Annotated in this window: 9 protein-coding genes; 3 read left to right on the plus strand and 6 right to left on the minus strand. The window is 50.8% G+C overall.

Features of this window, described 5'->3' with window-relative positions:
* Positions 1 to 52 precede the first annotated feature (52 nt).
* Positions 53 to 904, minus strand: coding sequence for a hypothetical protein (locus AC2215_RS04995; RefSeq protein WP_486808861.1), 852 nt, complete (start codon positions 902 to 904; stop codon positions 53 to 55).
* Between the two features lie 412 nt (positions 905 to 1,316).
* Between AC2215_RS04995 and AC2215_RS05000 the strand changes: the two genes are divergently transcribed.
* On the plus strand, positions 1,317 to 4,043 hold the full coding sequence (locus AC2215_RS05000) for an Ig-like domain-containing protein (protein ID WP_486808862.1): 2,727 nt from the start codon (positions 1,317 to 1,319) through the stop codon (positions 4,041 to 4,043).
* 660 nt (positions 4,044 to 4,703) lie between these two features.
* The gene (locus AC2215_RS05005) at positions 4,704 to 7,415 is read left to right on the plus strand and encodes an EAL domain-containing protein (RefSeq protein ID WP_486808863.1); all 2,712 of its coding nucleotides are present in this window, start codon (positions 4,704 to 4,706) and stop codon (positions 7,413 to 7,415) included.
* 295 nt (positions 7,416 to 7,710) lie between these two features.
* On the opposite strand, the gene AC2215_RS05010 is transcribed toward AC2215_RS05005, so the two are convergent.
* The 5 genes from AC2215_RS05010 to AC2215_RS05030 form a co-directional block, all read right to left on the minus strand.
* Entirely contained in the window at positions 7,711 to 8,298 is a 588-nt protein-coding gene (locus AC2215_RS05010; RefSeq protein WP_486808864.1) for a Uma2 family endonuclease, read from the minus strand.
* A 106-nt stretch (positions 8,299 to 8,404) separates the two neighbouring features.
* Complete coding sequence (locus tag AC2215_RS05015) at positions 8,405 to 8,776, minus strand: element excision factor XisI family protein (protein WP_486808865.1); 372 nt, start codon at positions 8,774 to 8,776, stop codon at positions 8,405 to 8,407.
* Positions 8,761 to 9,117 carry an element excision factor XisH family protein gene (locus tag AC2215_RS05020; RefSeq protein WP_486808885.1) on the minus strand — a complete coding sequence of 119 codons (357 nt, stop codon included), beginning with the start codon at positions 9,115 to 9,117 and terminating at the stop codon, positions 8,761 to 8,763. The genes AC2215_RS05015 and AC2215_RS05020 overlap by 16 nt, the downstream gene beginning before the upstream one ends.
* 122 nt (positions 9,118 to 9,239) lie before the next feature.
* A complete protein-coding gene (locus AC2215_RS05025; RefSeq protein WP_486808866.1) occupies positions 9,240 to 9,848 on the minus strand; it encodes a Uma2 family endonuclease in 609 nt (202 codons plus the stop codon).
* 106 nt (positions 9,849 to 9,954) lie between these two features.
* Positions 9,955 to 10,563: a Uma2 family endonuclease gene (locus tag AC2215_RS05030; protein WP_486808867.1), complete on the minus strand. Its 609-nt coding sequence runs from the start codon at positions 10,561 to 10,563 to the stop codon at positions 9,955 to 9,957.
* A gap of 519 nt (positions 10,564 to 11,082) precedes the next feature.
* Here AC2215_RS05030 and AC2215_RS05035 point away from each other — a divergent pair.
* Positions 11,083 to 12,201 (plus strand): hypothetical protein, encoded by a 1,119-nt coding sequence (locus AC2215_RS05035; protein WP_486808868.1) that lies wholly within the window; start codon positions 11,083 to 11,085, stop codon positions 12,199 to 12,201.
* Positions 12,202 to 12,253: the final 52 nt, after the last annotated feature.

Below are 12,253 nucleotides of genomic sequence, written 5' to 3' on the forward strand. Positions count from 1 at the left end.
CCCTACCCCCGAAGCCACCTCTGCCTAGCTTCACATTCAACCCAACTCGCTCTTACCAGTCTTCTTTATTGGGTTTGCTCGAACTCGTCCAGTCATCGTCTGGGGAAGATGAGGGGGGTGAAGCCGGTTGCGACTGGGGCGATCGTTCGCCATCGTCCGATCGCGCGTTATCCTCAAAGGACTCGGGAAAGGGTTCTCGAAACGGCTCGACAATTTCCGATTCTAGGGGGTTTTCCTCGGGCGGTGCGGGTTTGGGAGTCTCTTTTTGGGTGTCATCGGCAGCGGCGAAAATCTCATCGGTTCTTCCCGTTTCCGTTTTTCGATCGCGGTAGCTATAGGAATAAATCGAGCCTTCTTGGTAGGTTGGAATCGGTTCTTGTGTCACTTCAAAACTCGTTGAGTTGACCGAATCCTCTTGGGGATAGACATCTTCCGACTTCACCGAGGTGACATCTTGCCCGACCCATTCTTCCTCGTTATCCCACTCTTCGAGCGGCTCTTCTTCTTGGAATTTGCCCGTCTTCATGTCCTCTCCCACCATCGGCTCGTATGGCTCGTCCGTCGGAATATCGATCGGGGGTTTGCTGCTATCTCCCATCGATTCTGCCACAGTTCGATCGTCCCAAGTCCGCTGGGCGCGTTCGGGGGCTGGCGGTGGCGAACTGGCCCGAATCGACGGACGGGCGAAATTGGGTTGTAAAGAACTCGCCAGTTGCAACAACCACGCAATGGCAAGAGCGGTCATTGCACCCGCCGAGATCGCCAATCCCACCCAAATTCCCAAAGGCAAAGCGATTGAAGTCGTGCCTAAAAAGACGATCGATACGGACGGCGACCAGTTTTGCCCGATGGTGACGAGCAAACACAACACAACAATCGAGAGCGCAATCGGAAATTTTGACATGACGAGCGAGAGAGGGATTCGATGTTTTTTAAATTCTATCGCTCGATGACCGGTGAGGAGAGTCAAGGGACAATTGACAATGAGTTAGTTGTAGCGCTCTTCCCCATCTCCCCATCTCCGCGTCCCCGTGTCCCCGCGTCCCCCTATCTCCACATCCCCCATCCCCCGTCCCGTAGAGTATCGATGTTATCGTGGAGGTGACCGCAGCGTTGGGATTGCTCCCTGGGCTGCGGTTTATCCTGACGGGTTTACCCGGAACCTTTTTCTCGATCGACCATCAAGAAAGATGGGAAAAACCGGTCAACGGGAAATCGACTTTCTCAATTGACTCAACTCGATCGACATCGAGCGCCCCAGCGTCGATCGATGTTATTCTCAAATCGCGTTTCCTATCGGCTCACGACAACCAACCATGCAAGAGGCAATCCTTCCCACTGACAACTGCAACGTGCTTGTGGTTATCGACTCTGCGCTCGACGATGTTCCCCATTTACTGCGGGGAGTCGTTCCTGGAACGAGAGCGATGGTTCTCGATGCGACTCAAGATGGTATCGAACAAATCGCGCAGGTTCTGGCGGGCGATCGCTTTCGGGAAATCCACATCTTCTCCCACGGGACCCCCGGATGTTTGTACCTGGGAAACGCCCAACTGAGTCTGGAAACCCTCGATCGCTACACCCACTTACTTCAAACTGAGTTTGCCTCGGTATCGAGTCTGTTTCTCTACGGCTGCAACGTGGCCGCAGGGGATGCGGGGGCGGAATTTATTGCTAAGTTGCACCGACTGACGGGAACCGATATTGCTGCGTCGGTCAGTCTGACGGGGAGTTCGGTTTTGGGGGGTGACTGGAACCTGGCGGTTCGCACCGGCAACCAGGAAGTGGTCCTACCTTTGGAAAAAGAGGCGATCGCCACCTATCCTGGGGTGTTGGCCACTGCAGTTGACGATACGGGGAAGACCGCAGCCGATACCATCCTCACGATGGTGGATATGGGGCAGACCGAGCAAACGCCAAGTTTAACAGCGAACGATACCGGGACTGGAACGCTGACCACCGGTTTTTCTTTGGGAGCGACAACGGGTTTTAGTACCCAAGGGGCAGCGGTCACCGTCAATCCCGATGGCACTTTCAGCTACGATCCGCGCAACGTTGCCAACTTTATTGCCTTACCTGCGGGAGTTGACGCCCCCGTCAGGGATACATTTAACTACGTTCTGAGCGATGCTGCTCTGACCTTCGATACCGCCAGGGTTTCCGTTACCGTTACGGGGGTTAACGATCTGCCGGTGGCTGTGAGCGACTCGGCGACTACTAGTGCGAGTGGAGTTCTGACGACGGGAACAAACCTCCTCGCTAACGATACCGACCCCGATACTGAGGAAACCACTGCCCTCACCGTCGTCCCTGATAGCTTCATCACCGCCCAGGGCGCGACGGTGGTGCTCAATCCCGATGGTACGTACAGTTACGATCCCACCACCTCCAATATTTTGACCGCCCTCCCGGAAGGTCAGGGGGCTAGCGATAGCTTTACCTACACTGTCCAAGACCCCCAAGGTGCCACGAGTACCGGGAGCGTTACCATTACGATTACGGGGGAAAACGAAACCCCGATCGCCAACGATGACATCGCGACAACTCTCACCAATACTCCCGTCGCGATTAACGTTCTCGGCAACGATAGCGACCCCGACGGTACGCCCCTGAATATCTTTCCCCTGCCCTTTACCACCACATCAACGGCTGGGGGCAGCGTCTCCACGGGCAACAGTCTCAACACCCTGGTGTATTCACCGCCCCTGGACTTTACTGGAGACGATACATTTGAGTACACCATCACCGACGGCCGCGCCACCGTTACCGCCACCGTCACGGTTCAAGTCAACGCCCCGCCACCGCCAAACAATGCCCCGGTGGCGCAAAACGACAGCGTTACCATTAACCAAAATAGTTCGATCGCCATTGAGGTACTCGCCAACGATTCCGATCCCGATGGCGACCCGATCGGTCTGATTAGCTTCACCGCACCTTCCACCGCTGGGGGAACCATTACCCGCGAGGGGAATATCCTCACCTATACTCCTCCCCCCGGATTTATCGGCAACGACGGCTTTCAGTACTCGATTCAAGACGATCGAGGCGCTCGGACTTCCGGTGCGGTTTTTATCGCCGTCGTTACTTCGGGCGCGCCGCCCACTCCCCCTGCCGGCGAACCCGATGGTGAACCGGAACAACCGGATATTCCCAACGTTCTGGTTCCGACTCCCGAGCCTCCTCCCCCTACCCCTCCTCTCGATAGCGTACAGGGTAACGAAACCGATAATATTCTGCTGGGCAACGATAGCAATAACGAGTTTCTGGCCTTGGGTGGGAACGATCTGGTTGTGGGTTTGGCCGGCAGCGATAACATTTTTGGGAATGAGGGAGACGATCGCCTGTTCGCGAATTCGGGAAACGATTTTCTCGACGGGGGAAGCGGCAACGATCAGATGTTTGGGGGTCGGGATAACGACTTTCTCGACGGGGGTTTGGGAGATGATACCCTGCTCGGGGATCTGGGCAATGACTCGATTATTGGAGGAGAGGGCAACGATTCGCTCTTCGGTCTTCAAGGAAATGATGTCATCGACGGGGGGAACGGAGACGATGCGATCGACGGGGGAACGGAAAGCGACGCCTTAAGAGGCTCGGACGGCAACGATACGATATCTGGTGGGGCGGGTATCGATGCCCTACAAGGGGATTTTGGCGATGATATGATTTTTGGGAATGCCGATTCCGATGCGATGGATGGGGCGAATGGAAACGACAGCCTATTTGGCGGTCAGGGTGCTGACACGATCTTTGGCGGCAGCGGGAACGATCGCATTGATGGTAACGTCGGGGAAGATCTGCTCTTTGGGGGGTCGGGAAACGATACGTTCGTATTAGCTCCAGGGAACGGTATCGACAATATCTTTGATTTTGTCTCGGGAGAGGATACTTTATTATTGACAGGGGGGTTGAGTGTAGACCAACTGTCGATCTTACCCCTTGAGAATGCGACGGCAATTGTCGATTTAAATACGAACACGGTATTGGTGACGTTGTTAGGGGTGCCGCTAAGTGATGTGGGTGTCGACGACTTCAGTACTTAATCGATGAATTCCCGTTGAGATCGACTCTGTTTTCGTCCCTCAACCCGAGGGAACTCTGGGTTCCCTCACCGCTCCGGTTTCCGTCAGGGGTTTCTATTTAATGTCAGTTCGGGAGAGTTGTGTCGGGTGAGGATAGGGTGTAAGGGGTGATAACGAGTGCTTGGGATCGATTGGAGCCGGTAAGGTTCGAGATTCTTCTACTCATGACTCGAATCCACATCAGCTCGCTGGACTTTTCAGTATCCTTAACCCGCGTCTGACGTTATCGATCGCGTTATGCAAGTCCGTTAGGACATTGCCGAAAAATTCACCGATACCCAGCAGAAGATACAGAGGTCGTGATGTCCGAATGCATTTGTGTAGTGCTATAAAGATCGAACGGGGTTTTTGGGTCTGAAGGGACAACATCAGGGCTTCAAAAGAAAATATTTCGGGGCTTGCGTATTTTCTCTAGTTACGATAGATCTTGAGTTCCGTGCTTCTACGCATTTTTAATTCGGTAAAAAACGCAAAATAGGGGAAAATACTTAAGTATTGCGGCGATTGCTCTTGGGCGATCGCTAAATGTGACGTGACTCGTGTCGGTATCTATGGCGAGAGCGGTCGCGCGAATCGATTGAAAGATCGTACGTGCGGGCGAGTTCGCTTCTTTCAAAATCTATGAGCTTCTCGATCGATGGGTTGCATCGTCAACTCTGTTTAATGGTCTCTGCGGTAACTGCAACCTGGCTAAAATCAGGTCGTCGCAAACACCCAAAAAGAATTAATTGGAGACATCCCGTGGCGGCCATCGCCCTGGGAGTCCCCCTGATTTTATTCGCGATCGCGCGATTGGGCGGATTTCAAGGTTGGGAACTGGCGACCTTTGATGTTTTGATGGCGCACAGAGGGGATAGTGGTCTCGATTCTCGCTTCTCGATTGTGGAAATTACAGAGGCGGATATCAACCAATATCGATGGCCCCTTTCCGATCGCCTGCTCGCACGTGCCCTCGATCGGTTGCAAACGGCGCGTCCGAGAGCGATCGGACTCGATCTCGACCTCGACCTCGATCGAAAATCGCGAAGCCTCGAATCGGCTTTGATGTTGCAACTTGATGCAGACAACGTCATTGTGGCTCACACCATCGATACGAAGGCGACAGAGGCGATTCCTCCCCCGGAAATCTTGCCGGTTGGGCGGGTGGGTTTCAACAACATTGAGATCGATCCCGATAATGTGGTTCGCCGAAGTTGGCTCGCACTGCCCTCACCCAACTCAGACCCGCACTATTCTTTTTCACTGCGCTTGGCACTGGTCTATCTCCAAGATCGAGGAATTTCCCTAGAACCACTTCCCCACAAGACCGCCAAACCTCACGCCAAGTTTCAACTGGGACAAGCTATTTTATCTCCCCTCACATCCACATCTGGGGGATATACCCACCTCCAACTCAATGGTTCCCAAATTTTACTCAACTACCGCTCCCCCAATCCCAAGGCCGGCCGCATCACCTTCGGACAAGTTTTGCGAGGAGAGGTAGACCCCAATTTGATTCGAGACAAAATTATTTTGGTGGGTTCTACGGCCCCCAGTCTCAAGGAACGATTTAACACCCCCTATACTCGCACCGCAAATCGAGAGGTCCGGATGCCGGCAGTATTTCTCCACGCTCAAATGACTGCTCAACTCGTCGATGCGGCTTTAGGAAAGCGAGTGTTATTTCGGATGCTTCCAGATCTAGTGGAAGTGCTGTGGTTGTTGGGTTGGTCGGGTTTGGGCGGTGTCATCGCCTGGAAACTCAAGCACCCTGGAAAGTTTGCTGGGGCGATCGTCTTGGCCTTGCTCGGACTCGGTGCGATCGAATGGGGGCTGTTCGTTCTCATGGTTTGGATGCCCCCGATCTTGCCGGTGATGGGTTTTCTGGTCACCATTGGCGGCGTGGTGATTTACAAATTTCTCTACAACACCTTCTACGATTCCCTTACGGGGTTGCCGAATCGGTTGCTTTTTGCCAACCATTTGAAATTGGCGAGCGATCGCCTCAAGTTATCTCCCGATGAGAAGCTGGGGGTGATTTTCTTGGATATCGATCGCTTTAAAGCGATTAACGGCTGTTTGGGACACAAAGCGGGCGATCGACTCCTCAAAGAAATGGGGGGACGGATCGCCCAATGTCTGCGCTCCGGCGATCGGGTTGCCCGAGTGGGGGGCGATGAATTTGCCATTCTCGTCGATCGGATTAAAGACGTTCGGGATGCGACGAGTATTGCCCGACGGATTCGCAAGCAACTCAAACGCCCGTTTTACCTCAGCGGTCAGTCGGTTTTTACCAGTGCCAGCATGGGGATTGCCATGAGTAATGGCAGCCATCGCGATTTGCTTCGGGATGCCCATACGGCGATGTATCGCGCCAAGGGATTGGAAAAAACCCAGCCGGAAGTTTTCGATCCGAGTATGGAATCGCAAGCGATCGCTCAATTCGAACTCGAACTCGATTTGCGCAAATCCATGGCTCACACGTTTTTATATGAGGCATCGGACGAGGAGACTCGCAAATGGCTCGAAGATGAGAATTCCCATTTACCCCATTCTCAATTTGGAGAAGAATTTCGCGTCTACTACCAACCTCTGGTGTCTCTGAAAAGCGGTAAAATTTCTGGATTTGAGGCGTTGGTACGCTGGCAGCATCCCACGCGGGGGTTTGTCTCGCCGGAGGAATTTATCCCGGTGGCGGAAAAAACGGGTTTGATTATTCCTTTGGGAATGTGGATACTGCGGGAAGCGTGCCGGCAAACTCACCAGTGGCAAATGCAATTTAACGCACCCTCGATCGTCAGCGTGAATTTATCGGGCAAGCAGTTCGCTCAGGGGGATCTGGTGGCTCAAATCGATCGCATTCTCAGGCAAACCCAGCTCGATCCTGGCAGTTTGAAGTTGGAGATAACCGAAGGGGTGGTGATGGAAGATGTGGAGAAGACGATTGAGACGTTACGCAAGATGAAAGCCCTCAACATTCAGTTGGGAATTGATGATTTTGGGACGGGGTATTCGTCTTTTAGTTATTTGAGCCAGTTTCCCACGGATACGCTCAAAATCGATCGGGCGTTTGTTCGTTCCATGGGAGAGAAAGTGGAAAATCGGGCGATCGTGCAAACGATTGTCATGCTCGCTCATACCTTGGGAATGGATGCGATCGCCGAAGGAGTGGAAACCCGCGAACAATGGCAACAACTACGAGATATCGGTTGCGAATACGGTCAGGGTTATTTCTTTTCTAAAGCGTTGTCTAGTCGAGAGGCGACGGAGTTGTTGGCATCGCAACCTCGGTGGTCTCTCGATCTCGATGCTTGTTTGCATCGGGTGGGGGAATCGGAAATGGCGGGGGAATAGGGTGCTTACAAGGGAATGCTCTCACAACCGATCCGATCGCTCGTTAGGTCTTATATTAAATCCGGGTATAGACTTACTGTATAGTGCGGGCAAGAGTAACCTTTTTTACAAGGATCGATCCTAAGTTTGCGGGTGACCGTTAGCCAAAGTTTTACAGTAACGATTTAACCGGATTTGATATTACACGAGATACAAACCGGTTTTGCTCCCACCGCGATTGCCAGCGATTGCCTGCTCACATCCATCGGAATCTAAAAAGGGAATAGGGTGCCCTGGTGGCTGTGGCGTGTTGCCGTTACCAAATGGTGGATAAATCCAGCACGAATTCCGGCAGGACATCCTCTCCGGAAACGGTATCGGGATTGTCGAGAATTTCGACTTCTTGCCCCTGACGGTAGATTTCTACTTGTCGTTGTTTGCGGTTAATCAGGAAACCCAATCGGGCGCCATTTTCCATGTATTCGAGCATCTTGGCGCGGGTTTTTTCCAGGGAATCGCTCGGCGACATTAACTCGACGACGAAATCGGGACACAGAGGTACAAATTTTTCTTGCTCTTCTGGGGTAAGTGCGTCCCAGCGTTCTTGCTTTACCCAGGCGGCATCGGGAGCGCGATCTGAACCATTGGGAAGCTTAAAGCAACCATTAGAGTCGAAGACTTCTCCAAGCTTATAGCGACGATTCCAGGCTTGAAGTTGATAGATTAAATCGGCGTTACGTTTACTGGTGGTTCCTCCAGTGGGTGGCATGATAATAATTTCTCCTTGGACAGTGCGCTCGAATCTCAGGTCGCTGTTTTCGCGACACAGTTGCCAAAATTGCTCGTCGGAGAGGTGGAGGGTGAGTTCGAGGATGGGGGGTAAATGGATAGAGGTTGCAGACATGGTTGGCTCCTCGATCGATTTCAATAGATTTAGGATAGCACTGGAAGTTTGGGTCGATCGATCGCACGAGAGTAATACAGTATTGCTTTCGGCTAGAGATGGCGATCTATGTTCCGCGTGCCGATGCTCTTTCTTCAGCATCCGAGACGGCAAAACCGGTATAAGGTCTAATTTTTGGGTGTCGAAAACCGAGCACGATATCTTGCTTGGGAATTCCTGCTTCTAGCAAATCGGTGGCGATTCCTTCTTCGGTATCGTCGTATTGAATCCAGATTTTTTCTCCGATGATATCGATGTGAATCGGAGTAGCATGAAGGTATTTTTCGTGATTCCAACCCAGGTCTAAAAGTACGTAATGTCCTCGTTCTTCGTCAAAGAGAACGTAGGATTTATATGGATCGGGGAGGGAATTGCGTTCGGTGCAGTACTCCTGTAAAGTATTTTTAATAATAGCTTTATATTTTAGTCGGGTATCCATCGAACAAGTATCTCCTGGTTATCGTCAAATACTAGCAAACGGATAATGTTTCGCTTGAGTAATATTTGTCCGATTTCGATTTCAAATACGCTGTTGAAAATTCTTTGAGGAACGGCTAAGTAAAGCGCTCGTTCAATTTTCATCTCATTCAGAATCTGGCGATACAAGATGTATTGACCTAAGGCTTGCTCTAAATCTTTGACATCTGACTGTCCGACAAAGCTTTTAACTTCAACAACAATTTGTCTCTTACTTTTTTTTGCGCTGATGAGTTTTTCAGCTCCCAAATCGACGGATAAGCGCTTACGACCAATTTCTAGAGGGAAAGGGTCGTGAGTAATCGTCTACCCATCTTTTTGTAACGCTTGCTTGACGGTACTGTGGTAAATGTCACGTCGGCTCATAGGTGAAAATTGTACGTGATTCTATGGATGCTCGCAGCGACATGAAGAGAATCTCGCTCTTATCGCCAAATCCGGCGCAAGTTGAGGCGAAAACCGGGTAAGACATCCTCCCCGAAAAGTTCTGTGGGATGGTCTAAGATTTCCAAATCTCGTCCGGGACGATAGATTTCCACTTGTTGATTTTGGGGGTTAATCAACCATCCGAGTTGCGCGCCGTTGTCGAGATACTCCTGCATTTTGGCTTGCAGTTTGGGGAGGCTATCGGTGGCCGAGCGCAGTTCGATGACGAAATTCGGACACAAGGGAACGAAGCCTTTGCGTTGTTCGGGAGTAAGGGCTTCCCACCGTTCTCGTCGCACCCAGGAGGCATCGGGGGAACGGATTGCGCCATTGGGAAGGATGAATCCCGTAGAGGAGTCGAAAGGTATACCGTTTCCTCCCTCTTCTTCGACCCACTTTACTAGGAAGTAGGAAAGTTTGACATTTCGATACCCTGATTCGCCGCCAGTGGGTGGAATCACGATAAGTTCTCCAGTAGCTGTTCGTTCTAATCTTAAATCTCGATTGGCCGCAGCGAGTTCTTCAAATTGCTTAGGAGTGACGTGGAGAGTTGTGGTGGTGGGGAGTTCGAGGGCGATAGTTTGGGGTTCGATGAGGGTCAGTTGCATCAGTGTCGCCTCCAGGAAATGGATGGGTGTTGAGGGTGCCCGACACTTTTATCTTAATGGGATGGGGGAGGTTTGGGGCGATCGCATCGTTAAGTCTAAACTCCTGTTATCGCCAAATCCGGCGCAAGTTGAGGCAAAAACCGGGCAACACATCTTCCCCGGAAAGTTCTGTGGGATGTTCTAAGATTTCGACGTCTCGTCCGGGACGGTAGATTTCCACTTGTTGATTTTGGGGGTTAATCAGCCATCCGAGTCGCGCTCCATTTTCCAGATACTCCTGCATTTTCTCTTGCAGCTTGGAAAGGCTGTCGGTGGCAGAACGCAGTTCGACGACGAAATCCGGACACAGGGGAACGAAGCCTTTGCGTTCTTTGGCAGTGAGGGCTTCCCAGCGTTCTCGCCGTACCCAGGAGATATCGGGGGAACGGGTGGCACCGTTGGGGAGAATGAATCCCGTGGAGGAGTCGAAGCCTTCTCCTAAGTCTTCGTTGGCTTCAAACCAATTTCCGACTTGGGTGGTGAGGCTAAAATTTCTTTTTCCCGATTCGCCGCCAGTGGGTGGATTCACGATGAGTTCTCCAGTAGCCGTCCGTTCTAATCTTAAATCTCGATTGGCAATTACGAGTTCGGTGAATTGTTGGTGGGTGACGTGGAGAGTTGTAGTGCTGGGAAGTTCGAGGGCGATGGTTTGGGTTTCGGTAAGGCTGGGTTGCATAGTATCGCCTCCAGGAAAACACGGGTGTCGAGGGTGCCCGACACTTTTATCTTAATGGGATGGGGGAGGTTTGGGGCGATCGCATTTAAAGTCGAACCTGTGTTTTGACGATCGCCGCAGCGTTGAGGAATATTATCTTTATACTGAGGTAGCGCGATCGATATTGGATGGAGGTCAGGAGTACGAATCAGTCTGAGGCGATCGTGTGGCTGATGAGTCTTTTTCACTTTTTCAGATCTGACGCTGGGTTGGGAGTGTCAAGGATGACCCCAGCAGAGAGTGAAGAGTGGAAATGACTAGAGAATCGATACGATATCGAGTCACTCAGGATGCCACGTGCAACTTTAAGCCAAGCTATGTGGTGAACACGCAGATCGTAGATCCCGTTCCAGTTTCCCCAAATTCAGTTACTCCGCTGTGTCGGGTTTTGGATAATTCAGTTGCACGTGGCGTTAAGAATAATTGAATTTATTGTCTCGAACGTCCGCAATCGTAGATGTTTGGCTTATGAAATTTTTAATGACATTTTGCAATGTTTCCTATTTACCCGACCAATATTTTTTAGGGGTTTACGATTGGACTCATCATGACATGAAATACGTGTCGCTACCCTTAGAAGGTTTTCCATTGAGCAAGCCTGGGGTGGGCGCAACGGGTTTGATTCGTCAAGACGAACGCTATTTTTTAGTTTTACAATCTACTCCGGCTTATTTACTCTGTCTCGATCGAGATTTTAACGTTCTCAGTTCGAAAGCTCTTGACTTAGTAAAAGATGCTCATTCTTTAGTTTTTTATCGAGATAGTATATATATTGCCTCAACGGGAAATAATTCGATTGTTAAGGTCTCTTTTGATGAAGATTTTGGAGATGAAGAAGTTTTCGTTCGGCTGAATAATTCGTCCGAAAATCGGCTTCACCTAAACAGTATCGCGTTTTGGAAAGATGAAGCGATAGTGGCTTGTTTTGGTCTCGCTCGAGGTTCCCAAATCATTTGCCATGGTTTTGTCAAGAACGTCTCGTCTGATGTAACATTACTCGAAGGAATTCGCGAGCCTCATAATTTGATGGTTCGCGATAGTTTCTTGTATGTTTTGGAGTCGAGGACGGGAGGGTTATATCAGATTAGTCCTCGGCAGGAGGTAACGTTGATGAAAGAGTTTGGGAGTTACGGGAGGGGCCTGGCGTTTTGGGAGGATGATGTGTTTTTGGTCAGGAATGCACGGAGAATGTTATCGCGGCAGGTGGGAGGGAAAAAAAATATTCCTCTGGTGGATGCGAGTGCAGAAGTTTGCGAGTGGAAACATTCATGGATTTGTTGTAGTAAAATAGGGGAAGAAACCTATACTAAAAAAGATTTAACAGCGTTTGCATTTGAAGTTTACGATCTTGTTCCGTTAATTGCCGAACCCAGTTCCAAAAATTTAGTGAAGGATGGGATAAGTCACCGAATTTTGAGCTACGAAAGTTTGTGCGCGCGGCTGCGACATCAGGTAAAGGCGCTGCACGAACAAAAGGTGAAAGAGAAGGCAAGATGCGAAGAGATTCAGTCTCAGCTTCAGAAAGCGCAGGAAGAACTCGTCAAGATTAAGGGAAAGTTCGATCGCGCCTCGGAGGAAGTAGAAGTTAGCGAATCTTAGAGTGTTGGGTGCTACCAAATTTTAGTTCGAGTTATCGAGGAAACGGAAAAAG

The sequence above is a fragment of the Zarconia sp. genome (genome assembly GCF_057467645.1).

Bases quoted from the DNA above. Each gene is read 5' to 3' on its own strand.
- AC2215_RS04995 (WP_486808861.1), bottom strand. From the start codon at position 904: ATGTCAAAATTTCCGATTGCGCTCTCGATTGTTGTGTTGTGTTTGCTC.
- AC2215_RS05000 (WP_486808862.1), top strand. From the start codon at position 1,317: ATGCAAGAGGCAATCCTTCCCACTGACAACTGCAACGTGCTTGTGGTT.
- AC2215_RS05005 (WP_486808863.1), top strand. From the start codon at position 4,704: ATGAGCTTCTCGATCGATGGGTTGCATCGTCAACTCTGTTTAATGGTC.
- AC2215_RS05010 (WP_486808864.1), bottom strand. From the start codon at position 8,298: ATGTCTGCAACCTCTATCCATTTACCCCCCATCCTCGAACTCACCCTC.
- AC2215_RS05015 (WP_486808865.1), bottom strand. From the start codon at position 8,776: ATGGATACCCGACTAAAATATAAAGCTATTATTAAAAATACTTTACAG.
- AC2215_RS05025 (WP_486808866.1), bottom strand. From the start codon at position 9,848: ATGCAACTGACCCTCATCGAACCCCAAACTATCGCCCTCGAACTCCCC.
- AC2215_RS05030 (WP_486808867.1), bottom strand. From the start codon at position 10,563: ATGCAACCCAGCCTTACCGAAACCCAAACCATCGCCCTCGAACTTCCC.
- AC2215_RS05035 (WP_486808868.1), top strand. From the start codon at position 11,083: ATGACATTTTGCAATGTTTCCTATTTACCCGACCAATATTTTTTAGGG.